Annotated in this window: 29 protein-coding genes; 14 read left to right on the forward strand and 15 right to left on the reverse strand. The window is 68.9% G+C overall.

Annotated features, from left to right (window positions below; all coding sequences use genetic code 11):
* The first annotated feature begins 243 nt into the window (after positions 1–243).
* A complete protein-coding gene (mfnA, locus tag NOW55_RS10580; RefSeq protein ID WP_256400060.1) occupies positions 244–1,317 on the forward strand; it encodes a tyrosine decarboxylase MfnA in 1,074 nt (357 codons plus the stop codon).
* 71 nt (positions 1,318–1,388) lie between these two features.
* Complete coding sequence (locus NOW55_RS10585; protein ID WP_256400411.1) at positions 1,389–1,961, forward strand: YqaA family protein; 573 nt, start codon at positions 1,389–1,391, stop codon at positions 1,959–1,961.
* On the opposite strand, the gene crcB is transcribed toward NOW55_RS10585, so the two are convergent.
* From crcB to NOW55_RS10600, 3 genes are all read right to left on the reverse strand, one after another.
* On the reverse strand, positions 1,958–2,320 hold the full coding sequence (gene crcB, locus NOW55_RS10590; protein WP_256400061.1) for a fluoride efflux transporter CrcB: 363 nt from the start codon (positions 2,318–2,320) through the stop codon (positions 1,958–1,960). The two genes, NOW55_RS10585 and crcB, sit on opposite strands and share 4 nt — an antisense overlap.
* Complete coding sequence (locus NOW55_RS10595) at positions 2,317–2,706, reverse strand: fluoride efflux transporter FluC (RefSeq protein ID WP_256400062.1); 390 nt, start codon at positions 2,704–2,706, stop codon at positions 2,317–2,319. Before NOW55_RS10595 ends, crcB begins: the two co-directional genes overlap by 4 nt.
* 112 nt (positions 2,707–2,818) lie before the next feature.
* Positions 2,819–3,040 carry a ribbon-helix-helix domain-containing protein gene (locus NOW55_RS10600; RefSeq protein WP_256298835.1) on the reverse strand — a complete coding sequence of 74 codons (222 nt, stop codon included), beginning with the start codon at positions 3,038–3,040 and terminating at the stop codon, positions 2,819–2,821.
* Between the two features lie 185 nt (positions 3,041–3,225).
* On the opposite strand from NOW55_RS10600, the gene NOW55_RS10605 reads away from it, so the two are divergent.
* The 3 genes from NOW55_RS10605 (at position 3,226) to menD (ending at position 7,386) form a co-directional block, all read left to right on the forward strand.
* Positions 3,226–3,822, forward strand: coding sequence for a sulfite oxidase-like oxidoreductase (locus NOW55_RS10605; protein ID WP_256400063.1), 597 nt, complete (start codon positions 3,226–3,228; stop codon positions 3,820–3,822).
* Positions 3,823–4,259: 437 nt separating this feature from the next.
* Positions 4,260–5,603, forward strand: coding sequence for an isochorismate synthase (locus NOW55_RS10610; RefSeq protein ID WP_256400064.1), 1,344 nt, complete (start codon positions 4,260–4,262; stop codon positions 5,601–5,603).
* 7 nt (positions 5,604–5,610) lie between these two features.
* A complete protein-coding gene (menD, locus tag NOW55_RS10615; protein ID WP_256400065.1) occupies positions 5,611–7,386 on the forward strand; it encodes a 2-succinyl-5-enolpyruvyl-6-hydroxy-3-cyclohexene-1-carboxylic-acid synthase in 1,776 nt (591 codons plus the stop codon).
* A gap of 1 nt (position 7,387) precedes the next feature.
* Here menD and NOW55_RS10620 read toward each other — a convergent pair whose 3' ends face one another.
* Positions 7,388–8,365, reverse strand: a complete 978-nt coding sequence (locus NOW55_RS10620) for a J domain-containing protein (protein WP_256400066.1) — start codon at positions 8,363–8,365, stop codon at positions 7,388–7,390.
* Positions 8,366–8,761: 396 nt separating this feature from the next.
* On the opposite strand from NOW55_RS10620, the gene NOW55_RS10625 reads away from it, so the two are divergent.
* A complete protein-coding gene (locus tag NOW55_RS10625; protein WP_256400067.1) occupies positions 8,762–9,655 on the forward strand; it encodes a 1,4-dihydroxy-2-naphthoyl-CoA synthase in 894 nt (297 codons plus the stop codon).
* Between the two features lie 21 nt (positions 9,656–9,676).
* Here the strand turns inward: NOW55_RS10625 and NOW55_RS10630 are convergent, their stop codons facing one another.
* Positions 9,677–10,129: a VOC family protein gene (locus tag NOW55_RS10630; RefSeq protein ID WP_256400068.1), complete on the reverse strand. Its 453-nt coding sequence runs from the start codon at positions 10,127–10,129 to the stop codon at positions 9,677–9,679.
* A gap of 63 nt (positions 10,130–10,192) precedes the next feature.
* Positions 10,193–10,411 (reverse strand): DUF7550 family protein, encoded by a 219-nt coding sequence (locus NOW55_RS10635; protein ID WP_256400069.1) that lies wholly within the window; start codon positions 10,409–10,411, stop codon positions 10,193–10,195.
* Positions 10,412–10,504: 93 nt separating this feature from the next.
* Here NOW55_RS10635 and hisF point away from each other — a divergent pair, with 93 nt between their 5' ends.
* Positions 10,505–11,320 (forward strand): imidazole glycerol phosphate synthase subunit HisF, encoded by an 816-nt coding sequence (gene hisF, locus NOW55_RS10640; protein ID WP_256400070.1) that lies wholly within the window; start codon positions 10,505–10,507, stop codon positions 11,318–11,320.
* A 112-nt stretch (positions 11,321–11,432) separates the two neighbouring features.
* Positions 11,433–12,221: a hypothetical protein gene (locus NOW55_RS10645; protein ID WP_256400071.1), complete on the forward strand. Its 789-nt coding sequence runs from the start codon at positions 11,433–11,435 to the stop codon at positions 12,219–12,221.
* A 35-nt stretch (positions 12,222–12,256) separates the two neighbouring features.
* Here the strand turns inward: NOW55_RS10645 and NOW55_RS10650 are convergent, their stop codons facing one another.
* The 4 genes from NOW55_RS10650 to NOW55_RS10665 form a co-directional block, all read right to left on the reverse strand.
* A complete protein-coding gene (locus NOW55_RS10650; RefSeq protein ID WP_256400072.1) occupies positions 12,257–12,541 on the reverse strand; it encodes a DNA-directed RNA polymerase subunit L in 285 nt (94 codons plus the stop codon).
* Positions 12,542–12,598: 57 nt separating this feature from the next.
* Entirely contained in the window at positions 12,599–13,141 is a 543-nt protein-coding gene (locus NOW55_RS10655; protein ID WP_256400073.1) for an NUDIX hydrolase, read from the reverse strand.
* A gap of 91 nt (positions 13,142–13,232) precedes the next feature.
* Positions 13,233–14,270 (reverse strand): diphthamide biosynthesis enzyme Dph2, encoded by a 1,038-nt coding sequence (gene dph2 / locus NOW55_RS10660; protein ID WP_256400074.1) that lies wholly within the window; start codon positions 14,268–14,270, stop codon positions 13,233–13,235.
* Between the two features lie 72 nt (positions 14,271–14,342).
* The gene (locus tag NOW55_RS10665; protein ID WP_256400075.1) at positions 14,343–14,849 is read right to left on the reverse strand and encodes a hypothetical protein; all 507 of its coding nucleotides are present in this window, start codon (positions 14,847–14,849) and stop codon (positions 14,343–14,345) included.
* A 158-nt stretch (positions 14,850–15,007) separates the two neighbouring features.
* Here NOW55_RS10665 and NOW55_RS10670 point away from each other — a divergent pair, with 158 nt between their 5' ends.
* The 4 genes from NOW55_RS10670 (at position 15,008) to NOW55_RS10685 (ending at position 17,435) form a co-directional block, all read left to right on the forward strand.
* On the forward strand, positions 15,008–15,406 hold the full coding sequence (locus NOW55_RS10670) for a YlbF/YmcA family competence regulator (RefSeq protein ID WP_256400076.1): 399 nt from the start codon (positions 15,008–15,010) through the stop codon (positions 15,404–15,406).
* A gap of 217 nt (positions 15,407–15,623) precedes the next feature.
* Positions 15,624–16,268: a triose-phosphate isomerase gene (gene tpiA / locus NOW55_RS10675; protein ID WP_256400077.1), complete on the forward strand. Its 645-nt coding sequence runs from the start codon at positions 15,624–15,626 to the stop codon at positions 16,266–16,268.
* 89 nt (positions 16,269–16,357) lie between these two features.
* On the forward strand, positions 16,358–16,795 hold the full coding sequence (locus NOW55_RS10680; protein ID WP_256400078.1) for a hypothetical protein: 438 nt from the start codon (positions 16,358–16,360) through the stop codon (positions 16,793–16,795).
* A 31-nt stretch (positions 16,796–16,826) separates the two neighbouring features.
* On the forward strand, positions 16,827–17,435 hold the full coding sequence (locus tag NOW55_RS10685) for a toll/interleukin-1 receptor domain-containing protein (protein ID WP_256400079.1): 609 nt from the start codon (positions 16,827–16,829) through the stop codon (positions 17,433–17,435).
* Here NOW55_RS10685 and NOW55_RS10690 read toward each other — a convergent pair.
* Complete coding sequence (locus tag NOW55_RS10690; RefSeq protein ID WP_256400080.1) at positions 17,432–18,124, reverse strand: J domain-containing protein; 693 nt, start codon at positions 18,122–18,124, stop codon at positions 17,432–17,434. The genes NOW55_RS10685 and NOW55_RS10690 overlap by 4 nt on opposite strands.
* A 209-nt stretch (positions 18,125–18,333) precedes the next feature.
* Between NOW55_RS10690 and NOW55_RS10695 the strand changes: the two genes are divergently transcribed.
* Positions 18,334–18,978 carry a PH domain-containing protein gene (locus tag NOW55_RS10695; protein WP_256400081.1) on the forward strand — a complete coding sequence of 215 codons (645 nt, stop codon included), beginning with the start codon at positions 18,334–18,336 and terminating at the stop codon, positions 18,976–18,978.
* On the forward strand, positions 18,975–19,553 hold the full coding sequence (locus NOW55_RS10700; RefSeq protein WP_256400082.1) for a PH domain-containing protein: 579 nt from the start codon (positions 18,975–18,977) through the stop codon (positions 19,551–19,553). Before NOW55_RS10695 ends, NOW55_RS10700 begins: the two co-directional genes overlap by 4 nt.
* Positions 19,554–19,893: 340 nt before the next feature.
* Here the strand turns inward: NOW55_RS10700 and NOW55_RS10705 are convergent, their stop codons facing one another.
* From NOW55_RS10705 to NOW55_RS10720, 4 genes are all read right to left on the reverse strand, one after another.
* Complete coding sequence (locus tag NOW55_RS10705) at positions 19,894–21,630, reverse strand: acyl-CoA carboxylase subunit beta (RefSeq protein WP_256400083.1); 1,737 nt, start codon at positions 21,628–21,630, stop codon at positions 19,894–19,896.
* 90 nt (positions 21,631–21,720) lie between these two features.
* Positions 21,721–22,578 (reverse strand): class 1 fructose-bisphosphatase, encoded by an 858-nt coding sequence (locus tag NOW55_RS10710; protein ID WP_256400412.1) that lies wholly within the window; start codon positions 22,576–22,578, stop codon positions 21,721–21,723.
* Complete coding sequence (locus tag NOW55_RS10715) at positions 22,578–23,369, reverse strand: class I fructose-bisphosphate aldolase (RefSeq protein WP_256400084.1); 792 nt, start codon at positions 23,367–23,369, stop codon at positions 22,578–22,580. The genes NOW55_RS10710 and NOW55_RS10715 overlap by 1 nt, the downstream gene beginning before the upstream one ends.
* Positions 23,370–23,531: 162 nt before the next feature.
* Positions 23,532–24,101 carry a DUF7409 domain-containing protein gene (locus tag NOW55_RS10720; protein ID WP_256400085.1) on the reverse strand — a complete coding sequence of 190 codons (570 nt, stop codon included), beginning with the start codon at positions 24,099–24,101 and terminating at the stop codon, positions 23,532–23,534.
* Between the last annotated feature and the right edge of the window lie 177 nt (positions 24,102–24,278).

A 24,278-nucleotide genomic window follows, 5' to 3' on the forward strand; every position in this document is an offset into this window, starting at 1 on the left:
GAGCCGTCGTTGGGATGTCCACTCCTCCGATCATCGGTGTGGTACTCGTTGGAACACGCTATCTCCAGAGACGGAACCGAAGACGGGGCGGTGTTCGGACTCCACGGTACCCCAGACCTCCCGATCCGCAGACCCACTCAACAGCCGATTCGCGCGTCTCCCAGGGGAATCTACCACCGAAGCGACTCCACCACGCTCACCCGCGAACGCAACCCCTAAATTCCACAACCCGAAGATAGAGGCATGCGCGGCCAGCCACAGGAGTTCGACCGGGTGCTCTCCTCGATGTGCACGGAACCCCACCCGGTCGCCCGCGAGGCCGCAGAGCGGTTCCTCGCCACGAACCCCGGGGACCCCGCGACGTACCAGACCGTCGCGGACCTGGAGGACGAGGCCATCGCCGGTCTCGGCGAACTCGTCGGACTCGACGACCCTGCGGGCTACATCGCCAGCGGCGGCACGGAGGCGAACATCCAGGCGGTGCGCATCGCCCGCAACCGGGCGGTGTCGAGCACGCCGAACGTCGTCGTCCCCGAGAGCGCGCACTTCTCCTTCCAGAAGGCCGCCGACGTGCTCTCCGTGGAGCTGCGGGTCGCCCCGCTCACCGACGACTGGACCGCCGACGTGGGTGCGGTGCGCCGGTTCTGCGACGAGGACACCGCGCTCGTCGTCGGCGTCGCCGGGACAACCGAGTACGGCAGGGTCGACCCCATTCCGGAACTCGCCGACCTCGCCCACGACGTGGGTGCACTCTGCCACGTCGACGCCGCGTGGGGCGGGTTCGTCCTCCCCTTCACCGACCACGAGTGGAACTTCGAGCACGCCGATATCGACACGATGACCATCGACCCGCACAAGATGGGTGCGGCGGCCATCCCGGCGGGCGGACTGGTCGCCCGCGACGGCGAGCTGTTCGACGCGCTCGCCGTCGACACGCCGTACCTCGAGTCCGCGAAGCAGGCGACGCTCACGGGCACCCGCTCCGGGGCGGGCGTGGCGAGCACGGCCGCAGCGATGGCCGAGCTCTGGCCCGACGGCTACCGCGAGCAGTACGAGCGCTCGCAGGCCAACGCCGAGTGGGTCGCGGGGGCGCTCGCGGAACGCGGCTTCGACGTGGTCGACCCGGAGCTGCCGCTGGTCGCCGTGCCGATGTCCGACGAGCTGTTCGAGTCGCTGCGCGAGGCGGACTGGCGGGTCTCCCGGACCGCCGACGGCAAGCTCCGCATCGTCTGCATGCCACACGTCACCCGCGACGTGCTGGAGGCGTTCGTCGCGGACGTCGACCGGCTGCTGCCCACTGCGAACATTAACACTTAGGTCTGCGCACCGCCGAGGCGCAGGTAGTGTCAATCGTCTCGTCTCCGTCGCTCGCCCTCCTCGACGCAGTCGTGTCGGTCGACCCGGTGGTCTGGCTCCCGCTCTCTGAACTCCTCCCCGACTTCGCCGGGCTCGCCGAGGCGGTCCGGAACGCCTCCGGGATCATCGGCCTCGCCATCATCGCGGTCTACTCCTTCCTCATCGCGTTCGTGCTGCCACTCCCGAGCGAGGTGGTCCTCGCCCCGGTCAGGACGGGGACGCTCGCGCTCGGGTTCCCGACATACCTCGAGTACGCCATCGTCATCGTCGTGAGCGGCGCCGGCAAGGCCGCCGGCAGCGTGTTCGCGTTCCACATCGGGCAGGAGGCCAAGGAGTCCGGACCCGTCGTCCGGTTCCTCCGGAACTCGCGGTTCAACATCATCGAGTGGTCCGAGAAGAAGTCCGTCGAGCTCGCCCGGCAGTACGGCTACGTCGGGCTGGCGATGGCGCTGTCGGTGCCGTTCTTCCCCGACACCATCTCGATCTACGCGTTCGCGGTGCTCGAACGCGACTACAAGAAGTTCGCGCTGGCGACGTTCGCGGGCAGCGTCGGCCGGCTGCTGGTGACCATGGGTGCCTTCGGGGTCGCGTTCGTGTTCCTCTAGAGCGCGAGGCCGACGCCCCAGCCGACCACGACGGCGAGGAGACAGGCCGCGAGTGTCCCGAACGCGTTGAGCGCCGCCGCGAGCCAGCGCCCGCGTTCGAGCCGGTCGACGGTCGCGACGCCGAACGAGGAGAACGTCGTGAACGCGCCGCAGGCTCCCGTGCCGACGAGCAGGGCCACGTCGCCACCCGGGCTGGCCGCGGTGAGCGCGGCGAGCACCAAGCTCCCGATGACGTTCACCGCGAACGTGCCGCGCGGGACGGCCTCCTCGCGGCCGGTGAGCGCGACGGAGACCAGCTGGCGACCCACCGCGCCGACCGCGCCGCCGAGGCCGACGAGCAGCGGGGCTGGCAGGTTCATGCGGATACCCCCCTGCCTTCGAACCGGCCCGCGGCCAGCCGGCCGACACCGACGCCCGCGAACCCGAACACGTACGTCGCGACGACGTAGCCGACGGCGACGGTGGGGACGCTGGTCGCCGCGCCGACGACGAACGTGCTGTACGTGGTGAACGAGGAGAGGAAGCCGGTGCCGACGGCGAGGCGGACCCGGCGCGGGACCCGTTCGCGGTCGAGCGAGACGAGGAAGCCGAGCAGCACGCAGCCCACGACGTTGGCGGCGAGCGTGCCGGCGAGCCCCGTGGGGACGCCCGCGAGCGCCACGTCGACGCCCCACCGGGCGTTCGCTCCGGCGAAGCCACCGACAGCGACCAGCGCGAGCGTACGAACGTGGGCCCCGTCGCTCATCGAGACGGAGTGTCGAGGCACGGCCTAAAAGTCCGCCGACTTCGGTCTGGCGCGGTCGCTCGCGGTGGAACTGTCGAACAACGACCCCCGTTCCACATACCCCGAGTCTCGTTTAGAAGACGTACTCGTCTTCGTGGCCCATCATCCCGTCGTCCTCGTAGCCGCCGCCACCGGGCTCGTCGTCGTCGATGGGCCCACTGGTCTTGTAGGCCTTGATCCCGGTCGAGATGAGATCCTCGATGGCCTCCTCGCGGTTCACGAACTCCCCGCGCTCTACCATCTGGGTGATCTGCATCTCGAGGTGTTCGGGGATGTTGATTTCGACCTTTGGCATCAGTGGTAGGGGCTTCGGTGATGTGGTATTTAAGCCTGTTGGGGCCGGCGGGTCCGGGACACGAACGGTCGATTCCCTGGCGGGCGAGCACGCCGTCGTCGGGCGGTCTCGTCGTCGTGGACGCCGCCCGTCCTCACCGAGTCGGTTCCGTCACCCCTACGGTAGCGCGGCCCCGAATGGTGGGTATGAGCGTCACCGACGTCACGGACCTCTACGAGGAGTACGGCGAGGACCGCCTCCCGCCGGGGCAGCGCGAGACCTCGAAGTTCCCCGTGCTCTCGAAGGGGAACACCCCGAAGTTCGACCCCGACACGTGGGAGTTCCGCGTCACCGGCGCGGTCGAGAACGAGCTGACCTTCGACTACGACGAGTTCCGCGCCCTGCCGAGCGTGACGCAGCGCCAGGACTTCCACTGCGTCACCGGCTGGTCGAAGTTCGACTGCGAGTTCGAGGGCGTCACCTTCCCCGAACTCGCCGAGCGCGCGGACGTCCACGACGACGCCACCCACGTCATGTTCGCCGCGCTCGACGACTACACCACGAATCTGCCTCTGGAGGAGTGCATGCGCGACGAGGTGCTCTTTACGTGGGAGTTCGACGGGGACGACCTCCCGCCGGACCACGGCGGCCCGCTCCGGGTCGTCACCCCACACAAGTACGCGTACAAGGGCGCGAAGTGGGTCTGCGGCGTCGAGTTCCTGACCGACCCCGAGCGGGGCTACTGGGAGCGTCGGGGGTACTCAAACACGGCGAACCCCTGGAACGAGGAACGGTACAGCTAGTCGTTCGACTGTTCTAGGTCGGTCGCGATACGGTCCATTCTGCATCTGCTGTCGACATCTCGAAAGTCCAGTGAGTCGTGGGACTCGCTGGTGCCGCGGGCAATCAGAAAGTCCCGAGGTCCTCGACTCCCGCGACCCGTTGCGCTCCTCGTCCACTGCGAGAGCACGCTCTCGCAAGCCTTCGTCGCACGCTCCCGAAGACCTCGCGCGAGCGTGTGCTGCGCGTCTCGCAGGCTCGACACGCAGCACGGCCGCGCGCCACCCGGCCGATTGACCGATTCCGCCGCCGAAAGTTTACAATAATTGTAAACCTTCCGTCGGGGGACTCGTGATTTTCGAACTGGTTCCTGTTTCGTACGCCACCATCACAGTCCCATCTGAACCCACGCCTCGGATAATGAACACCCTTTATAGGACCGCCCCCTGAGATGGGGGCAATGGAACGAGCGGGCAGCGAGGCGGGCGTCGCGAGCGCGACGCGCGAGGACGCCACACTCGTCAGCCGGAGTCGCCCCATCGCGGACGTCTCCTTCCGGGCCTTCCTCGCGGCACGCGACCCGCCGCGACTGCAGTGGGCCAGCCACGAGGGGCTGGAGCTTTCGGGCGCGGGCGTCGCCGCCCGGCTCACGGCCAGCGGCGAGGACCGGTTCGAGTCGGTCCGGACCGCCGCCGAGGCCCTGTTCGCCGACGCCGACTGCTCGAACTCCGACGCGCCGCGACCCCGCCTCGTCGGTGGGTTCGCCTTCCGCGATGACCACGAGCCCGACCCGCCGTGGACCGGCTTCCCCGCGGCCGAGTTCGTCCTCCCCGAGGTGCAGCTCACCCGGACCGACGACGGGACGTGGCTGACCGTGAACCGCTTCGAGCCGGGCGCGGACCCGGACGACGTCGCCGCCGATCTCGACCGCGAGGTCGACGCGGTCGCCGAGCTGCCGAAGATGCGCCCCGCGGGGAACCGTCCGGGCGTGAACGGCGTCCGTCGCCCGACCTCGAAGGCGGACTGGACCGAACAGGTCGCCGACGCCGTCGACCGCATCGAGGCCGGCGACCTGCAGAAGGTGGTGCTCGCCTGCGCGCTGGAGGTCGACCTCGCGGGCGAGGTGGACCTGCCGGACGTGCTCGAAAGACTACGTCGGACGTACCCGAACTGCTACCGCTTCCTCGTCCAGCCCACCGAGGAGGCTGGTTTCCTGGGCGCACCGCCGGAGCGGCTGGTCAAGCGGACTGGCCGGCACGTCGAGACCGAGGCGCTCGCGGGGTCGGTCGGCCGGGGGGGAACCCCGGAGGCCGACGCCGACCTCGCCGCCGAACTCGTCGAATCGGAGAAGATACAGCACGAGCAGCGCCTCGTCGTCGACGCCATCTGCGACCAGCTCGCGCCGCTCGGCGAGGTCTCGGAGGGCCAGCAGACGGTGCGCAAGCTGGCGAACATCCAGCACCTCCGGACCCCCATCTCCGTCGATCTCGACCGCGAGACGCACGTCCTCGACATCGTGGGTGCGCTGCACCCGACGCCGGCCGTGGGCGGGCTCCCGCCCGAGGCGGCGGCGGAGACCATCCGCGACGTGGAGACGTTCGAGCGCGGCTGGTACGCCGCCCCCATCGGCTGGTTCGACGCCGACGGCGACGGCGAGTTCCTCGTCGGCATCCGCTCCGGGCTGGCCGGCGGTCGCAGCGCCACGCTGTTCGCGGGCAACGGTATCGTCGCGGACTCGGACCCACAGGAGGAGTGGGACGAGGTCCAGCTGAAGTACCGACCGCTGCTCGACGAGCTGGAGTGACCGTCCCGTGGCCCGCGACTACCCCAACCGGAACGTCCTCTGGGCGGAGACGCTCGTCGACGAGCTCGCCGCGGGCGGGCTCACCGCGGTCTGTATCGCCCCGGGGAGCCGGTCGACGCCGCTCACGGTGGCCCTCGACGCCCACGACGACGTGGAGACGTTCTCGCACCTCGACGAGCGCTCGGCCGCCTTCTTCGCGCTCGGTCGTGGCCGCCGGACGGGCGAACCGACCGCGCTGGTCTGCACCTCCGGCACCGCCGCGGCGAACTTCCACCCGGCGATCATCGAGGCGAACCAGGCACGCGTCCCGCTGCTCGCGCTGACCGCGGACCGCCCGCCGGAACTGCGGGATTCCGGCGCGAACCAGACCATCGACCAGGAGAAGCTGTACGGGAGCGCCGTGCGGTGGTACCGCGACCTGCCCGAGCCCGAGGCGACGCCACGGAAGCTCCGGCGGCTGCGTACAGACGCGGCCCGTGCCCTCACCGAGGCGATGGGGAGCGACGCCGGCCCGGTCCACCTGAACTGTCCGTTCCGCAAACCGCTGGAGCCGACGCCCGTCGCGGGCGACGTGCCGGAGAACTGGCACCAGGGCGACGAGCGGGCGTCGGTGGGACGCGGCGCGGGAGCGGACGGAACGCCCTACGTCCGCCGACGGCAGGGCCGGCCCGCACTCGGCGTCGCGGAACTGCGCGACCTCGCCGACGCGGTCGCCGCGGCCGACACCGGCGTCATCCTCGCGGGCCCCGCCGACCCGACGACGCTGGCGGACGACGACTGGCCGGACGCCATCGCGGAACTCGCGGCCGCCACGGGCTTCCCGGTCCTCGCGGACCCGCTCTCCGGCGTCCGCTTCGGCGAGCACCGAGACCACGCGACCGTCCTCGGCGGCTACGACGGCTACGTCCACGCGCTGGAGTTCGACCCCGAGCTTGTCCTCCGGTTCGGTGCCTCCGCGACCTCGAAGCCCCTCCGGAAGGCGCTCGCCGACACCGGCGCACGGCAGGTGCTCGTCGACCCGATGGGCGAGTGGCGCGACGCCGAGTTCGTCTGCTCGGACCTCGTCGTCGCCGACCCGGCCGGGACGGCACACGGGCTGGCGGACGCAGTCGCCGGCCCGGCCGACCCCGCCTTCGCCGACCGGCTCGCCGACACCGAAGCGCGCTACTGGGAGCACGTCGCGGAGTTCCTCGCGGACGAGACGCCCGAGGGAGCCATCGCCCACCGCGTGCTCGCGGACGCACCCGACCCCGCCACCGTCTTCGTCTCGAACTCGATGGCGGTCCGGGACGCCGACCGCTTCGGTGCACCACGGGACGCCGACCTCACCGTGCTCGCGAACCGGGGTGCGAGCGGCATCGACGGCGTCCTCTCGACGGGCTTCGGCGCGGGCAGCGCGACGGACGACCCGCTCGTCGTGCTGACGGGCGACCTCGCGTACTACCACGACATGAACGGGCTGCTCGCGCTGGCGCGCTGTGGTGTCGACGCGACCGTCGTCTGCGTGAACAACGACGGCGGCGGCATCTTCCACCTGCTCCCCATCGAGGAGTTCGACCCACCCTTCACCGAGCAGTTCCGCACGCCCCACGGGCTCGACTTCGCGCCGACCGGCGAGCTGTACGACCTCTCCTTTCAGCGGGTCCGCCCGGCCGAGTTCGCCGACACCTATCGGGAATCACTCGCGATGGACGGCACGCAGGTCATCGAGGTGCCGTTCGACGCCGCCGCGAGCCACCGCGCTCGCGAGCGGCTCGCCGACTCCGTCGCCGGGCTGCTCTGATTCAGCCGACGATATGCCTGAACGCCAGTGCGTACCAGAACGGCACGACGCAGGCACCGACGAGGAACACGCTCATCGGCGCGAGCAGGTTCACGCCGACGAACGCGAGCACGAACGGGAGCCCGATGCTCAGCGCGCCGAAGCCCACCACGGCGATGCGCGGGATGGTGAGCAGGTAGCCCAGCAGCAGCAGCGTACACGCCCCGATGACGACGTTGACGAACAGGTTCAGCTGGGGTGAGACGGTGACGTACGCGAGGAACGGGTACATCAGGAACGTCAGCACGGCGAGCACCAGCGACTGCTGTGAGAGGCTGACTGTCACCGGCTCCTGCGCCAGCTCCTCCTCGTCCCAGTCGTGGACGGAGAAGCCGTCCCACTCGTCGGCCTCCGCCTCGTCGGCGGCAACGTGCTCGCCCTGGCCGCGGGTCTTCCGCCGGGCTGCACCGTCGAACGACGAGCCCGTTCCCGTCGCGCCGCCGTCGGTCGAGGCGGAGGCGCCACCGCTTCTGGTCGACCCACCGCCCGAGCCGTCGGTGTCGCCGACGTAGTAGCTCCGCCTCGTGCGGTTCCCCTCCCCGGCGGTCTCGCGGTCCGAACCGGGGTACTCCTGCCGCCGGTTCCGGTTGCCGTACGTGCCGTCGGCCCAGCTCCGCCGCTCGTCGCCCGTCGCCCGCCCGCGGCCGGCACCGTCGTCGGTCTTGGCCGCATCGTCGTCGGTCCGCGTCCGACCCCAGCCGTCCGCGTCGCCGAACATCCGCTGGTAGGAGGCGTGCCCGAGCCGGTCGTAGCGCGCCCGCTCGTCCGGGTCCGAGAGGACCTCCTCGGCCTCGGCAACGCGCTGGAACGCCTCGGCGGCGTCCCCGCTGTCGTTCAGGTCCGGATGCGTCTCCTTGACCCGCTCGCGATAGGCCGCCGTTATCTCGTCCTGCGTGGCGTCGGTATCGACGCCGAGGACGTCGTAGAACGTCTCCGTCATGCGGTCAGGGGGACCCGAAGTTGGTCGACGTTGGGACGGCACGCCCAAAACAGTTCCTGCTATCGATATGTTCTCGCTCGAAACGTGACCGGCGACCGGTTGTTGCCACAGGTCGTCCGGATGTTGTCGGTGTGGAGGACACGACCGGACCGATACCGCCCGGGAAGCCCCGTCATCCGTGTGAGTCACAGGCTCTACCAACAGCCAGCAATCCCCGGCGGACGACGCTCCCGGGACCGCGCGAGACTCCTGCGTCGTCTCGCCAGGCCCCCGACTCCAGCGCCTCGGAGCTTTCTGGCTGTTCGAGGTGCACGCGAGTCCACCGACTGCAGCGCCAGAGACAGAGACCGAACACGGAAGCGAATCTATTTCCGGGGGCCGACCCCACCCCCGTGCATGGTTTCGGAACTGTTCGACCCCGCGCGGTGGGAGGAGCTCGACCGCGACTACCGCGACATCACCTACCACCGGGCGACGGAGTCCGGGACGGTCCGCATCGCGTTCGACCGGCCGGACGTGCGCAACGCCTTCCGGCCGGGGACGGTGGACGAGCTGTACGACGCGCTGGACCACGCGAAGCGCCAGACGGACGTGGGCTGTGTCCTGCTGACGGGGAACGGGCCGTCGTCGAAGGACGGCGGCTGGGCCTTCTGCTCCGGCGGCGACCAGACCGTGCGCGGTGGCGAGGGCTACGAGTACCGCGACGAGGACGCCGACCGGGAGGGCGCGGCCAAGGGTGGCCGACTGCACATCCTGGAGGTGCAGCGACTCATCCGTCACATCCCGAAGCCGGTGCTCTGCGTGGTGCCGGGCTGGGCGGTCGGCGGCGGGCACTCGCTGCACGTGGTCTGTGACATGACCATCGCGAGCGTGGAGCACGGGAAGTTCAAGCAGACGGACCCCGACGTGGCCAGCTTCGACGGCGGCTTCGGCTCCGCCTACCTCGCCAAGCAGGTCGGTCAGAAGAAGGCCCGCGAGATCTTCTTCCTGGGGAAGACCTACGACGCACAGGAGGCCGCCGACATGGGGATGGTGAACGAGACGGTGCCACACGAGGAGCTGGAGGACGTCGCCCTGGAGTGGGCCGAGGAGATGAACTCCAAGTCGCCGACTGCGATGCGGATGCTCAAGTACGCGTTCAACATGACCGACGACGGGCTGGTCGGCCAGCAGACGTTCGCGGGCGAGGCGACCAGGCTCGCGTACATGACCGACGAGGCCCAGGAGGGCCGCGACGCGTTCGTCGAGAAGCGCGACCCCGACTTCTCGGAGTACGACTGGCACTACTGAGCGCACCGCCGACCGGGGTCTTCAGGCGTCGAACTCGTCGAACGCCCGGTTCGGCGGCCGCGGCTTCGCGTTCAGCTCCCACTCGACGCCGTAGCGGTCATCGAAGGTGCAGTGATGGGCGGCGTTGCGCTCGACGGGCGCGCCCGACGCTTCGGCCCGGTCCGCGACCAGTTCGAACGTTGCCGGGCTGACCGCGAGCGCGACGTGGTCGACGCGACCGGTGCCGTCGGTCGCGTCCGGGTCGGCCGCGACGGCGAGGAAGAACCCGTCGCGACCGAGGAACGACATCGTGGGCTCGATACCCGCCTCGATGGCCTCGGGCCAGGTGAGGTGGTCGGGGACGGTGCCCGGGTCGCCGTCGCGGACACCCTCCCGGAACTGCACGCCGAGGTCGAACAGGTCGCGGTAGTAGTCCTCGGCGGCGGGGAGCTCGTCGACGAGCAGGACGAGGTGGTGGAGGCCGTCGATTGCCATACCGTGGACTGGGACGGCCGTCCCCCTAACCGTTGCTCCGCGAGAGAAGAAACGCTCGACGACTCAGGCCAGCAGCACCGGCAGCCCGATGGTGACGATGACGCCGACGAGCATGACGACCGCGCCGAAGGCGACCTGGCTCATCTCGAACTCCTGCATCGGCGACGTGACCCGGCTCGCGTGCTGCTCGTCCGCGTGGTCGCTGCCGTGCCCGTGGTCGTCGTGCGCGTGGTCCTCTGCTGCGTCGTGCTCCGACTCGACGCTGTCGGTGTCCTCGCTCATGCCCGGGAGTTGTGCGAGGCCCTACCTGAAACTATCGAACCCTTCCGCCGTCGAAACCGTCAAACCCGCAACGCCCGAACCACGAGGCAGTAGATGGCACTCACGAAGCGCATCATCCCCTGCATCGACGTGGACCTGGACGAGGACGGCAACGCGGCCGTCTACACGGGCGTGAACTTCGAGAACCTCGCGTACACGGGCGACCCCGTCGAGATGGCCCGGCGGTACAACGAGTCGGGCGCGGACGAGTTCGTCTTCCTCGACATCACCGCGTCGGCCGACGGGCGGGAGACGATGCTCGACACGGTGAGCGCGGTCGCGGACGAGGTGTTCATCCCGCTGACCGTCGGCGGCGGCATCCGCACGACCGACGACATCAAGGAGACGCTGCGGGCCGGCGCGGACAAGGTCTCGATCAACTCCGGTGCGCTGGCGACCCCCGAGCTGGTGAACGCCGGGGCGCGGTCGTTCGGCAACCAGTGCATCGTCATCAGCGTGGACGCCCGACGCAGGTTCGACGAGCAGGGCGAGCACTACGCGCAGGTCGACGGGGAGTCCTGCTGGTTCGAGTGCACCGTCAAGGGCGGCCGCGAGGGGACCGGCCGCGACGTGGTGGAGTGGGCGCAGGAGGCCGCAGAGCGCGGGGCGGGCGAGCTGTTCGTCAACTCCATCGACGCCGACGGGACGAAGGACGGCTACGACATCCCGCTGACGAAGGCGGTCTGTGACACCGTCGACACGCCCGTCATCGCCTCCTCGGGCTGTGGCGGTCCGGAGGACATGTACGAGGTGTTCACCGACGCCGGTGCGGACGCCGCGCTCGCCGCCTCCATCTTCCACTTCGACGAGTACTCCATCGCCGAGGTGAAGGAGTACCTCGACGAGCACGACGTCCCGGTGCGACTGTAGCGTGCCGCACTGCGAGCACCGCCACGCCGACCACCGTTACCCCGAGAACCGCACGCACCCGCCGATTCGTCCACCGGCAACTACTTTCCTGCGCGACCGAACGTACTGGTAGATGGCGTGGGAGTGCGACGACTGTGGGACGCGGTCGACCTCGCCCCCCTGCGACGAGTGCGGGAGCGAGGTCGGCGAGTACACCGGCTTCGTCTGGGTCTGCCCCGACTGCGGCCGCCAGTCCGCGAAGAACAACCCGCCCTGCCCCCGCTGCGGCGGGATGGACCTCGAACAGCGCCGTCCCGACTACAGCGACATCGACGACGAGATCTCGGTGCCGGGCTACGCCCAACTCGCGAAACCGCTCGTGCCGCTCTTCCTGGTCGTCGCGATAGTCGTCGCGCTGTTCGCGACGGGCGTCGTCCCGCTTCCCGAGGACCTCGACGTGGCGCTGAACGGCCCGCGCGTCGTCGACGCCCCCGGCTCGGCCGACCAGGCTGACGGGGTGAACCTCTCCGACGTGGAGTCGGGCATCCTCGACCGCGTGGACGAGTACCGGGCGGAGCGTGACGCGGACGCCCTCTCGCGTGACGGCACGCTCGACAGCATGGCCACGTTCGCCGCCCAGCGCGAGGTCGCCGGCGACTACGACGGCGGCAGGGTGGTCGGCGGGCTCCGGGACTTCTCGCCGGCCTGCCAGCCCGCGATCTTCCTGCTCGGCTCGACCGACGGCGGCGGCGCGACCATCGACGACTTCGAGAACGAGTCCGCCGCGGCGCAGGCACTGTTCGAGGTGCTCGTCGCCGACCTCGAGGGCTCGGCGACGCTCACGGACGCCACCGCCGCCAACGCCGTCGACGTCCACGTCGCTCCCGACGGGCGGATCTACGCAGCGTACGCTGTCTGCTAGGGTGCGGTGAGAACTGAGCAGCAGAGCCGCGAGCGTTACGCCGCCTGCTCGAACGCGCTCCGGAACGCGTCGGTCTTCTCCTGTACGCGCTGGGCGGCGCTCTGGAGCGCGTCGATGGGGTCGACGCCATCCTCGGTCTTGACCGTGAGGATGGGCTCTGTCTGTCCACCGGACTGCTCGGGGTTCACGTCGTAGGTCGCGGCCGCGACGCCGTCCGTCTCCAGCAGCGCGCCCTTGAGGACGTTCATGAACGTGTGGTCCTCGCCAGCGATCTCGACGCGGAGCTCCTGTTCGAGGTTCTCCGTGACGGTGAGTTCCATGTATCTGCGTGGTCGTCCGGCGCGTTTACAGGTTTCGGAACCGAACGCATCGGCTCCCTACGCCGCACGACCCGGGCCGTCGATGGCCAGCTCGATGCGTTCCTGGTCCGAGTCGCGGACGCGGTCGGTCGACGATAGCACCTCGTCGACCGGGTGGAACGCGGCCTCGAACCCCTCGGCCTCGCCTTCGAGCTCGCCGGCGACGTTCGACCGATGGACCGCGTAGGTGAGGAGGTAGAGCGAGCTCTTCGGGAACTCCGCGTGGACGACGGTGACGTACGACAGGTCGTCGGGGTCGGCGGTGAGCCCCGTCTCCTCTTCGAGTTCCCGGAGCCCAGTCTCCTTCGGCCCCTCGTCGTACTTGGCGAACCCGCCGGGGAGGCTGAGGAGCCCCTCGTGCTGTGGAATCGGTTCGTCGAGCATGAGGACGCACTCCTCGTCGTAGACGACGATGTGGACGCCCGGGACGGGGTGGCGCGAGAGCACCGTGTCGCAGTCGGGACACCAGGGGTGTTCGTCTCCCTCCCACTCTGTCGTGGCGACTTCGCTTCCGCAGCGGTGGCAGTGGTCGGGGACGACGGCGATGGAGTCGATGTCCATGCCAGAAGCTACCGCGCCACCTGTCGAAAACGTTTCTATGTAATGATATTTCCTGTCGAATCAGGTGCGGGGCGACCGGGCCTGTCGACGGTCACCAGGTGCCGTGGAACGTGTCGAACTCCAGCGCGTCCAGCGGTTCCTCGCCGATGGCGATGCGGTACTCCTGGGGCGTGAGCATCGGCTTGTGGAACTGCGGGCCGTCGTCGGTGGTGATGCGCGGACAGCCGGTGTTGACGAAGGCGTCCATGTCGAAGTTCCGGAGGCGGTCCGGGGTGACCTCGTCCATGGTGATGAGGTAGGCATCGTCGTTGTTGTCGACGATCTCCTCGGCCTGGTCCCAGCGGCCCTGGCCGATCTTCGTACAGAAGATGACGCCGAACTTCTCGGCGTCCATCGCGCGGTGGACGGCACCGTAGCGCTGCTTCATGAACTTCTCCGTGTCCGCAACGGTGAGCACGTTGTTGACGGGGTCGGCGATGACGACCTTCTTGTCGGGGTGCTCCATCGCGAGCCCGAGCGGGTGGAACTTGCCGCCGCCGACGTAGAGTATCTGGTCGGCGTCGATGTCCGCGGAGGCGTAGTTGCAGCCGAGCACCTGCCCCTCGTGGGTGAGGCGGTCGTCGCCCTTGCGCGTGTGGACGGTGTAGCCGGCGTCCTCAAGGTGCTCGCGCATCTCCTCGAACCGGTTCATGTGCTGGGCGGTGGTGACGAGGCCGACGTCGTCGCCCGCCAGCTCCTCGTCGATGGCGCGGTCGACGCTCGGGAGGACCTCGACGTTGGAGAAGAGGGGGACGTAGATGATCTTGTCAGACTCCTTCATCGGGGAGTGCCCGAAGTGGACGAACACGTCGGTCCGGCGCATCAGATAGGTGTCGAGGTCGCACGCGCCGTAGCAGGGCTGCCCGGAGATGACGACGGTGACGTCGTCGGGGAGGATCTCGCGGAGGTCGTCGGCGACTCTGGGGCCGCGTCGTTTCAGCCCCTCGGGGAACTGGAGGCCGACCTTGTCTGCGTCGCGCTCCTCGACCGCGTCGACGATGCGGTCGAGTTCGTAGTCCCACTCGCGGTCGTGCTTGAGGGACATGCCGGTGTTCCGGAGGTCGCCCTCGGAGTACGATTCCTGACTCATTGGACCGGATTAGCCGGCACGGACGGTTAACTTCGACGGTTCTGGACGGTCGCGAGAACGGGTGAGAGAGGCTCAGGCGGCGTCGACGAGCCGGAACGCGGCCTCGAAGTCGGTCGTGTCGAAGGTGCCCTGGAGCTTGCGCGTCTCGTCGCGGAGCCGGCTGAGCCGACTGTGGTCCGTGGTCGTCGCGCGCCGGGCCGCGGCGACGAAGGCGTCGAGTCGCTCGAAGTAGACGGCACGCGTCGCGAGATGGTCGACCGTCGCGAGGAGGTCGGTCGGACAGACCGGTGCCTCCAGATGGGCGTCGTGGGGTCCGGTGGGTGGTCGCTCCCCGCCGAGCGAGACGAGCGCACAGCCCGGTGCGCGTTCGGTGAGCGTCCCGAGGAGTGCCCGGCGAGAACGGCTCCCGACCCGGCCGGCGACGGCGGCGACGGAGGCCTGTTTGGCCGTCGCCAGGACCTCGTCGGGGACGCCAGTGGCGACCACGTCGTACGGGCCGCCTTCGAGTGCCGCCCGGTAGCGTTCGCGGGTCAGTTCCTCTTCCGCGGCGACCAGTACCGTCGGGCTCCGGCGTGACATCGTAGCTTGCACTCCGAACCGGACATACATCAAGGCCTCATTCCGTTCAACGTTCGTTCAGACCGTTTAATGTACTGTTAGGGCAGTCGAGCCACAGGGATTCGTGAGAACGTCGGTGCTCCGGCAGGTTGAAACACGTCCGCTCCCAAGCGGTGGGCATGAGCATCGAGACGAGTGGTGAGAGCACCGAGGAGTCGGATTCCGTCGAGCAGCGAGCGCGCGAACTCGGTCGTGCGCTCCGTGACCTGCCGGAGTACGAGCGATTCGACGAGGCCCAAGCCGCCGTCGAGGCCAGCGAGGAGGCGCAGGCGAAGATCGAGGAGTTCGAGCAGGTCCGCCAGGAGTTCATGCTCGCACGCCAGACCGGCCAGGCGTCCCAGGAGGATCTGGAGGAGCTCCAGAACACCCAGCAGGAGCTCCACGACATCCCGGTGATGGCGGAGTACCTCGAGGCCCAGAACCAGCTGGATGCCCGTCTGGAGCGGGTCAACAGCACCATCTCCGCCGAGCTCGGCCTCGACTTCGCCGACGAGGCGAGTGGCTGCTGTAACGACTAGGCGTCGCTGTTCCTTCGTCCGTTCGCGATGGTGGGTGGGCGAGCCGTGTCACGGCTGTGGGTTACTCGAACGCCCCGGCGGTGGAGGTTTACAATAATCGTAAACCCTCGGTCCTCCCCGTTCGTTGCGTCACGCCAGCCGCGCGCACCTCTCAGCCCCTACCGGTGACGTCACCCGAAGAGACACGCTTTTGGTGGCAGCGCGACCCGGTTTCGGTATGTTCGTCCTCGTCAACCTGAAGGCGTATCCGTGCGACCCCGTGGCGGTCGCGACCGCCGCGGCGAACGCGGCCGACGACAGCGGCGTCCGCATCGCCGTCGCACCGCAGGCGGCCCACCTCGACGCGGTCGCGGAGACCGGCGTCGAGACCTGGGGCCAGCACATCGACCCGGTCGAACCTGGGAGCCAGACCGGCCACACGCTCGCGGAGACGGTCGCCGACGCCGGCGCGACGGGAACCCTCATCAATCACTCCGAGTACCGCGTGAAGCTCGCCGACCTCGACGGCGCGGTCCGTGCCGCCGAACGCGCCGGACTGGAGACGGTCGCCTGCGCGAACAACCCGGCCCAGGTCGGCGCGGCGGCCGCACTCGGCCCGGATGCCGTGGCGGTCGAGCCGCCGGAGCTCATCGGCACCGGGACGCCCGTCAGCCAGGCGGACCCGGACATCGTCGAGGACGCCGTCGCGGCCGCGGCGGCGGTCGACCCCGACGTCGACGTGTTCTGCGGGGCCGGCATCTCGACCGGCGAGGACCTCGCGGCGGCGGCCGACCTCGGCGCGACCGGCGTCCTGCTGGCCTCCGGCGTCGCGAAGGCCGACGACCCCCGGGCCGCGCTCGACGACCTCGTCGCACCGCTCTGAACTCGACCTTCCTTTGTTTATCTTTTGGCCCATAGAAATAATTAAGTAGTCAGGGGATGGAATGAACTTCGAGGGGTGCGAGAGAACGGGTGACGAAGCTCGCCTCGTTGAACGTCGACGCGGCGGCCCGAGCGGTCGCCGGAGTCGGAGGCATCGGACGGAAGGAGCACCCGGCACTGGAACCGGGTGTCTGCCGAAACTGCGGTGACGACGGGGCCCGCAGACGGGCCATCGTCCCGGACGGCGACCACGGGCGGAACGACATCCGCCTCTGTCAGGACTGTGCCGATGACCGGACCGCGGGCGGCTCGCGGGCCGACTGCGGCGGGCTCCCAGTCGAGCGAGACACCGTGACGGACCGCGACGACGAACGCTGCCGGGGTTGTGGTGTGCGCGAGGCGCTCGTCTTCGGCGACGTGCTCCACCTGCACGCCGTCGTCTCCCCCGCAGCGGGCGGCCACCGGCACGTCCACAACGTGGTCGCACTCTGTCCAATCTGCCACGAGCGCGTCCACGGCAGTGGGTAAGGATTTAGTAGCAGACCGGCGAGGTACCGCCATGGCCGAAGAGCAGGTGTTCGTCTCCCACGCGCCGTCCGATCTCGACCTCGTCCAGGAGCTGTTCTCGACGGTCCAGAACCTGCACATCGACGTCCACATCGCGCTCGAGGAGGTCGAGCCCGGGCGCAACCGCCAGGACCTGGAGGGACGGCTCGCCAACAGCGACCTGCTCGTCGTCGTCCTCACCGAGGGAGGCGCGACGAACAGCTGGGTGAACCAGGAGATCGGCTACGCGGTCGCGAAGGGGATTCCCATCCTGCCAGTGTACACCGACGGGGTCGAGCCCGAGGGCTACCTCCAGCGTCACGAGCGGGTCGAGCTCGACCCCGACGAGATGGACGTCTCGGTGTTCAACCTGCTCTGCCGTCTGCGGTCGGAGCTCGCGCCGCTGGGCACGCTCTCGACGCCGAACTGGTTCGTCCGGTTCCCGTGTAACTTCGAGAACTGTGGCACGGCGGTGACCCTCGACATCGAGGAGACCCAGAAGAAGCTCTGGCAGATGTACGAGCACAACCAGGCACTGGTGGCGACCTGCGAGGAGTGCGACGCGCAGTACTTCTTCAACCCGGCGACGCTCGGCTACGTGCGGCGCGAGGACCCGGTCTAGAACTCGTCCAGCAGGCGGTCGTAGGCGGCCTGCACGCGCTTGAACTCCGCTCGCGAGCCGTCGGCCCGGTCGGGGTGGACCTGTTTGACCTCGCTGATGTACGCGTCGCGGAGGTCGTCCTCGTCCGCGAAGCCCGACGCGCCGAGCACCTCGTAGGCCTCGGCCCGGCGCATCCGGACGTCCTTGATGATGCCGTCGTCGCGGGCCTGCTCCATGCAGTCCGGACAGAACTTCTCGGTGCGTTCGTCGACCGTGACGACGCGGTAGAGTTCGATGGAGTACCAGTCGTTGCACTGCTGGCAGAGGTTGCGCTGGCGGCTCGCCTTCGAGGGCTCCTTGGACTCGAGTTCGGCCGCCGTCTCGGCCTCGCTCTCCTCCTGTCGGCGCTCGCCCGGGTCGTCGTCGTTCGACGGGGCGTGTTCGGCACAGGAGGGACAGCAGAGCACGCTGGTCCCGTCCGAGAGGATGACCTCCTCGAGCTCGGAGACGAGGTGCTCCTCGGTGCAGCCGTCGCACTCGCGGCGTCGCTGGTCGATATCGGAGCCGCTGTCGGTGACCGTCTCCGCGTACTCGCGGCATTCGGGGCAGCAGACGGCTCGCGACCCACCCGGCATCGTGACCGCATGGAGGTTGTCGAGGGAGAACTCGCGGTCACAGCCTTCACAGGCGTGTCGTTCGACCACAGCCATCGACTGAGTCAAAGGGATTCATCCTATATTAGTGTTCAGCCTTCGTGGAAGGAAACTGCCCGGCGACGCGTCGGCGAGGTTTCTCGTCGCGGTGCAGGCCGATGGTCACATCGGGGGTGTCGGGCACGGACGCAGGGACCGGAGACCGCACAACCGGGGGGCGAGGTCACGACAGTAGCTATTTCTGCCACCCGAGGGAACTCTGGGGTATGACAGCCGCCGATTCGACCGACGTGTCGGGCCCGGAGTTCGACTGGCTGAGCCTCGACGAGGACGAGGAAATCGTCTGGTCGGGCAACCCGCACCCGATGAGCGTCGTCCCCGCGCTCATCTTGGGGGTGCCGCTCATCATCCTCCTCGTCGGTATCGTCATCATCGCCGCCGCGTACCTCTGGCGCGAGAACACGGACTACGTCGTCACGACCGACGGGCTGTACACGAAGTCGGGCGTGTTCTCCCGGGACGTCCAGCGCGTCGACTTCGACAAGGTCCAGAACATCTCCTTCTCCCAGGGCGTCGTCGGGACCTACTTCGGCTACGGCAACGTCGACATCTCGACCGCGGGCGGCTCCGGCGTCGAGATGCAGTTCCAGTCGGTCGCCGACCCGAAGTCGGTCCAGGAGCGCATCAACCGGCTCATCAAGGAGAACCGCCGGGGGAGCGACCGCCGCGGCGAGGACGCGCCGGAGAAGGGCGAGGTGCTCGACGAGATACTCACCGAGCTCCGGGCGATGCGCGAGACGTTCGAGCGCATCGAGACACGCCAGGGCGGCGAGACGGGAGAAATCGGCGAACAGCCCGGCACGACCGGTCGTCCCTGGCACGAGGACGACGACCCAGCCAACGACCGATGAGCCGCGACTGGCTCACGCTGGAGGACGACGAGGACGTCCTCTGGGCGGCCTCGCCGCGCGTCCAGAGCATCATCCCGGCGTTGTTCGTCGGGCTGCTGATCGCCGTCGTCCCGGCAGGCGCGTCCCTGCTCGCGCCCGACGCATTACCGGTGCCGGTGTGGCCGCTCGTCCTGCTCGGCGTCCTGCCCCCGGTGTTCACGTACATCTGGATACGCAACGTCGAGTTCGTCGTGACGAACCGGCGCTGCTACCGCAAGCAGGGCGTGCTCTCGCGGGACGTGCTCGCGGTCGGCTTCGAGAGCGTCCAGAACAGCTCCTACGAGCAGGGCGTCTTCGGCACGCTGTTCGGTCACGGGACCGTCTCCATCGACACGGCGGGGGGGCTGGGCACCGAGTTGACCTTCTGGAACGTCGAGGACCCGCGCTCGGTCCAGAGCCTCGTGCTCGACCAGCGCGAGGCGTTCGACGAGGGGGGCGACGAGTTCCCGGGGACGGTCGAACAGTGGCAGGCGGTGCTCGCGGAGGTCCGACGGCTGAGACGGGCGGCAGAACGGTACGAACAGTCCTCTCGTTGAAACTGCATCGGCACACGGCCGATGCGGTCCGCGGGTCGCCCGAGAGACGACTGGACGGTGTGGATGGGGTCGGGAACCCGCGTGTCGAGGTGGCGGCGCCGTCGGTGCCGCCGTGGGGACGATGAATCTTCCCTCCCTGAAGGGGGGAACCGACGGATCGACGGTCCGCCGTGTTACCTGTCCCGACGGCCGAAACGGTCGTGGTCTACGAGTCGTGACGGTCCTCGGGCATGCTCCCTACGGGGGTCGGTGACCTATGTATGGCTCCGATACCGTCGGCCGACGGGGTAGTTCGGCCGGGTCGTAGCACGTCCCTGCCGACCCGAACGACCCGTTCGGGCTACAGGACGGTGCCGTGTTTCTTGTCCGGGAGGTCCTTCTCGACGGTCTCGTAGAACCGGAAGCGGTTCTCGAGCTCCGTACGGAGCGACGACGGCGGCACGACGTCGTCGATGACGACCTCGCTCGCCATCCGGCGCACGTCGATGTCCTCGCGGTACTCCTCGCGCAGCTCGGCCTCGCGCTGGGCGCGCTCGTCGGGGTCGTCGATCTCGTTGAGCTTCCGCGCGTAGACGGCGTTGATGGCCGCCTCGGGGCCCATGATGGCGATCTCGCCGGACGGCAGCGCGATGGTGGACTCGGGGTCGTACGCGGGGCCGGACATGGCGTAGATGCCCGCGCCGTACGCCTTCCGGACGACGACGCACTGCTTGGGGACCGTCGCCGAGGAGGTGGCGTAGATCATCTTCTTGCCCTTCTCCAGGATGGCGTCCTTCTCGACCCCCGAGCCGGCCATGAAGCCCGGCGTGTCGGCGAGGTAGAGCAGGGGGACGTTGAACGCGTCTGACTTCCAGATGAACTCCGCGGCCTTCTCGGCGGCGTCGGGGAAGATGGCCCCGGCGCGCTGGGCGGGCTGGTTGGCGACGATGCCGACCGGCCGGCCGTCGATGCGGGCGTACGCCGTGATGATCTCCTTGCCGTAGTCCGGTCTGAGCTCGAAGTAGCTCCCCTCGTCGACGATGCGCTCGATGACCCGCTCCATGTCGTAGCCCTTGTTCGGCTCCTGCGGGACGACCGAGTCGATGCCCTCGGGGGAGCGGGCGGGTGCCTTCGACTCGGCACGTGGGGGCTTCTCGTCGCTGTTGTCAGGCAGGTAGGTGACCAGCTGGGAGACGAGCTCGCGGGCGTGCTCCTCGCTCTCGGCGACGAGGTCGGCGCTCCCGGACTCGGTGGCGTGCATCTCCGGACCGCCGAGCTCCTGCATCGAGATGTCCTCGCCGGTGACCATCTTCACCATCCGCGGGGAGGCGATCGCCATCGCGGACATCCCCTCGACCATGATGGTGAAGTCGGCGAAGACGGGCGTGTAGGCGGCCCCCGCGATGCAGGGCCCGTAGAGGACACAGATCTGCGGGACGCGCCCGGAGAGCATCGAGTGGTTGTAGTAGTACTTCCCGATGCCCTCGCGGTTGGCGAAGAAGCCCGTCTGCTGGTCGATGCGGCCGCCGGAGGAGTCCATCAGGTAGAGCACCGGCCGGCCGGTCTTCAGCGCGCGCTGTTGCATCCGGAGGAACTTCTCGACGCCCTTGGCGGCCATCGAGCCGCGCTTGACGGTCCAGTCGTTGGCCATGAAGTGGACGTCCCGTCCCTCGAACGTCGCCCCCCCGGTGATGAGCCCGTCTGCGGGGAGCTGGTCGTCGGCGTCGAACTCGGCGAACCTGCCGTCCTCGAAGAGAAAGGCGTCATCGTCGTCCTGATCGAACCACAGGTCGATGCGGTCCCTGACGAACAGCTTGCCCTCCTCGGGGAGCGTGTCCTTGTACTTCTCGGGGCCGCCCTCCAGGATCTCCTCGATCTGTTCGAGTAGCAGTTCCTCCCGCGCGGTCGGGCCGAGGTCCTCGTACTCCTCGGGGACGTCGGACTCGGCGTCGTCGCCCTCGGGAGCGTCGTGGCTCGCGGCCGGTACGTCGCTCCGACCGACGTACACCTCTACGTCGTCCCCGACGTGCTCGGCGAGCGCCGCGGCGATAGCCGACGCCTCCTCGGCCGACGCGCCCTCGCTGATGCGCACCTTCATGTCTCGGGGTGCGCGGGGTTTCGTGAGAAAGGTTTCCCTTTCGGTTGCCGCAGTCGTTGCCGCGGCGTCACCGGTGCCCGAACAGCTCCGTCACTCCAGCGCGGACTCCAGCCGGTCGATGTACTCCTCGCTGCCGACGTGGACGGGGACGCGCTGGTGGAGTTCGGTCGGCTCGACCGACAGGAGCGACTGGCTGCCGTCCGAGGATGCCCCGCCGGCGGTCTCGACGACGTAGCCGATGGGGATGCCCTCGAACTGGAGGCGGAGCTTTCCGTTTGGAGCGGATTCGAGGGCGGGGTACGCGAAGATTCCACCGTAGGTGACGACCTGGTTCACGTCGGCGATCATCGCGCCGCCGTAGCGGAGCTTCAGCTCGTCCTCGACCTCGTCGACGTAGGCCGCGAAGTCGTCGGGCCAGTCGGGGACGCGCCCGCCGAAGCCGTAGACCACGGCGTCGTCGGGGACGGTCACGTCGCGCTCGATGACGCCGCGTTCGTCGCCCGAGAGCTCGTACTCGTGGACGGCCCCGTCGCGCGCGACGAGCATCGTCGTCACCGGGCCGTACAGCACGTAGCCGGCGGCGACGAGGTCCTCGCCGCGGGCCGGGAGTTCGGCGTCGTACACGCCGAAGATGGTTCCCATCGCGTTGTTCGACTTGAGGTTCGAGGAGCCGTCGAGCGGGTCGACCGCGACCGCGACGCCCTCGCCGCAGTCGACGATGTCGGGGCGCTCCTCGCTGGCGTACTGGCCGACGCCGTCGATGCTCGACAGGCGGTCCTCGAGCAGGCCGTCGGCCCACACGTCGGCCTCGACCTGTTCGTCGCCGCTCGGGTTCTCCTCGTCGACGGTGCCGCGGCGGCCGACGAGTCCCTGCCGGATCTCCGGTGCGGTCTCCGCGATGACGTCGACGACCGCGTCGACGGTCGAATCGGACCCTCCCTCCTGCATCATCGGTCCAGCGCTTCCTCGGCGGACGCGCCCTCGTAGATGACCGCTTCGAGGGCGTCGAGGATCTCGCGCGGGTTCTCGCGCTGCCAGACGTTCCGGCCGACCGCGAGGCCCTTGCCGCCGGCCGCGATGCAGCCCTCGACCTGCTTGAGGAACGCGTAGTCGTCGGTCTTCGACCCGCCGGACATGACGACCTTGACCTTACCTGCGGCGTCGACCGCCCACTCCATGTTCTCCGGCGACCCGGGGTACTTGACCTTCGCCACGTCGGCACCGAGCTCGAGCGCCTGCCGGGCCGCGTAGGCGATGGTCTCGGGGTCGCGGTCGTTCTTCAGGCCCTGGCCGCGCGGGTAGGACCACATGACCATCGGGACGTCGTGCTTCCGGGCGTCCTCCTGGGCCTTCCGGAACTCCTCGGCCATCTCGATCTCGTTGTTCGAGCCGCCGTAGAGGGTGAAGCCGAGCGCGTCGGCACCGCACTCCTCGACTGCGTAGTCGACGGAGCAGTTCACCGCGGAGTCCGGCTCGCCCATCCAGAGGTTCGACGTGCCGTTGAGCTTCATGAGGAGGTTCACGTCGTCCTCGTAGGAGGGGTAGTACGCCTCGGCGACGCCCTTCTGGACGGCCATCGCGGTGACGGCGTCGTGTGTCCCCACGTCGAACACCGTCGACGGGTCGATCGTCTCGGGGACCGGCTCGAAGTCGACGGGACCATGCTCCAGCCCGTGGTCCATCGCGAGAATCAGTACCTTTCCGTCGCGGACGATGGGTGAGTCGTCGATGGGTCGCATTCGGTTGCAAGTTCCACGAACCGACTATTAAAGCGTGGTGTTCGGAACGGGGTATCGAACGAACGCACGAGGCGGCTGTAGAGCGCCGCTACTGGCGGCTCGGTGGCGCTGTCGAATCGGAGAAAACACACTACAGCGGTAGTAAATTTTTGGGAACGTTCTTCACTCCCGCTGGAACGCCTCGCGCGCCGAGAACCGCCACGTTCTCGCCTGCATCACGTTCACCTCCAGCGCCGCCGCCAGCGCGGACGCGTCGACCCACGCGAGCTGGCGGACCGACGTGATGCCCGCCTCGGCGAGCTGGTCGGCCACCCAGTCGTCGACGACCGCCTCGACCGGCGTTGGACGCACCCGCCCGGCCCAGATGTCGACGGGTTCGCGCTCGACCGGGTCGTACCCCCGCACGCCGAGTTCCTCCCAGTCGCTCGTCGAGGCCGCGACCCAGTCCCGCTCGTCGTCCTGCAGCCCGCCCATCGACTCCGCGCGCTCGTCCAGTCCGTCGCCCAGCGTCGACGACCACGAGAGCGAGTACTCCCGGCGGAGGTCGGTCGCCACGCCCTGCTCGACGCCCGCCTCGACCAGGTCCGTGTACGTCACCCGCTTCTCGGTCACGTCGCTCGTCGTGACACCTGCCTCCGTCAGCTGGGCCGCCGCCACCGGCGTGACCCCGTCCAGGCCAGCCAGCGTCTCGGCATCGGCTACCAGCTCCTCGCCACCGTCGTTCGTGCCCATCCGTCACTGTTGTTCTCTCCAGCACCCGTCTTGAATGTTGGTGTGCCGGCCGTGATTCGTGGAACCGAACGTGAGTGTTCGGCCACGTGTCATCTCCGGTTCGATGGTCCGCGTGCACGCCTCGCGACGCGCGCTCCGGGTCCTTTTTCTCGACGGCTCTCCTTCCCCGAGACGATA

The sequence above is a fragment of the Haloarchaeobius litoreus genome, from assembly GCF_024495425.1.
GTDB lineage: Archaea > Halobacteriota > Halobacteria > Halobacteriales > Natrialbaceae > Haloarchaeobius > Haloarchaeobius litoreus.

Coding starts and splice junctions, on each gene's coding strand:
- NOW55_RS10720 (WP_256400085.1), bottom strand. CDS start 24,101: ATGGGCACGAACGACGGTGGCGAGGAGCTGGTAGCCGATGCCGAGACG.
- NOW55_RS10605 (WP_256400063.1), top strand. CDS start 3,226: ATGAGCGTCACCGACGTCACGGACCTCTACGAGGAGTACGGCGAGGAC.
- hisF (WP_256400070.1), top strand. CDS start 10,505: ATGGCACTCACGAAGCGCATCATCCCCTGCATCGACGTGGACCTGGAC.
- NOW55_RS10650 (WP_256400072.1), bottom strand. CDS start 12,541: ATGGAACTCACCGTCACGGAGAACCTCGAACAGGAGCTCCGCGTCGAG.
- NOW55_RS10685 (WP_256400079.1), top strand. CDS start 16,827: ATGGCCGAAGAGCAGGTGTTCGTCTCCCACGCGCCGTCCGATCTCGAC.
- mfnA (WP_256400060.1), top strand. CDS start 244: ATGCGCGGCCAGCCACAGGAGTTCGACCGGGTGCTCTCCTCGATGTGC.
- NOW55_RS10600 (WP_256298835.1), bottom strand. CDS start 3,040: ATGCCAAAGGTCGAAATCAACATCCCCGAACACCTCGAGATGCAGATC.
- NOW55_RS10715 (WP_256400084.1), bottom strand. CDS start 23,369: ATGCGACCCATCGACGACTCACCCATCGTCCGCGACGGAAAGGTACTG.
- NOW55_RS10630 (WP_256400068.1), bottom strand. CDS start 10,129: ATGGCAATCGACGGCCTCCACCACCTCGTCCTGCTCGTCGACGAGCTC.
- NOW55_RS10695 (WP_256400081.1), top strand. CDS start 18,334: ATGACAGCCGCCGATTCGACCGACGTGTCGGGCCCGGAGTTCGACTGG.
- crcB (WP_256400061.1), bottom strand. CDS start 2,320: ATGAACCTGCCAGCCCCGCTGCTCGTCGGCCTCGGCGGCGCGGTCGGC.
- NOW55_RS10705 (WP_256400083.1), bottom strand. CDS start 21,630: ATGAAGGTGCGCATCAGCGAGGGCGCGTCGGCCGAGGAGGCGTCGGCT.
- NOW55_RS10700 (WP_256400082.1), top strand. CDS start 18,975: ATGAGCCGCGACTGGCTCACGCTGGAGGACGACGAGGACGTCCTCTGG.
- NOW55_RS10595 (WP_256400062.1), bottom strand. CDS start 2,706: ATGAGCGACGGGGCCCACGTTCGTACGCTCGCGCTGGTCGCTGTCGGT.
- NOW55_RS10670 (WP_256400076.1), top strand. CDS start 15,008: ATGAGCATCGAGACGAGTGGTGAGAGCACCGAGGAGTCGGATTCCGTC.
- NOW55_RS10690 (WP_256400080.1), bottom strand. CDS start 18,124: ATGGCTGTGGTCGAACGACACGCCTGTGAAGGCTGTGACCGCGAGTTC.
- NOW55_RS10655 (WP_256400073.1), bottom strand. CDS start 13,141: ATGGACATCGACTCCATCGCCGTCGTCCCCGACCACTGCCACCGCTGC.
- NOW55_RS10665 (WP_256400075.1), bottom strand. CDS start 14,849: ATGTCACGCCGGAGCCCGACGGTACTGGTCGCCGCGGAAGAGGAACTG.
- tpiA (WP_256400077.1), top strand. CDS start 15,624: ATGTTCGTCCTCGTCAACCTGAAGGCGTATCCGTGCGACCCCGTGGCG.
- NOW55_RS10625 (WP_256400067.1), top strand. CDS start 8,762: ATGGTTTCGGAACTGTTCGACCCCGCGCGGTGGGAGGAGCTCGACCGC.
- dph2 (WP_256400074.1), bottom strand. CDS start 14,270: ATGAGTCAGGAATCGTACTCCGAGGGCGACCTCCGGAACACCGGCATG.
- NOW55_RS10610 (WP_256400064.1), top strand. CDS start 4,260: ATGGAACGAGCGGGCAGCGAGGCGGGCGTCGCGAGCGCGACGCGCGAG.
- NOW55_RS10710 (WP_256400412.1), bottom strand. CDS start 22,578: ATGCAGGAGGGAGGGTCCGATTCGACCGTCGACGCGGTCGTCGACGTC.
- NOW55_RS10620 (WP_256400066.1), bottom strand. CDS start 8,365: ATGACGGAGACGTTCTACGACGTCCTCGGCGTCGATACCGACGCCACG.
- NOW55_RS10645 (WP_256400071.1), top strand. CDS start 11,433: ATGGCGTGGGAGTGCGACGACTGTGGGACGCGGTCGACCTCGCCCCCC.
- NOW55_RS10635 (WP_256400069.1), bottom strand. CDS start 10,411: ATGAGCGAGGACACCGACAGCGTCGAGTCGGAGCACGACGCAGCAGAG.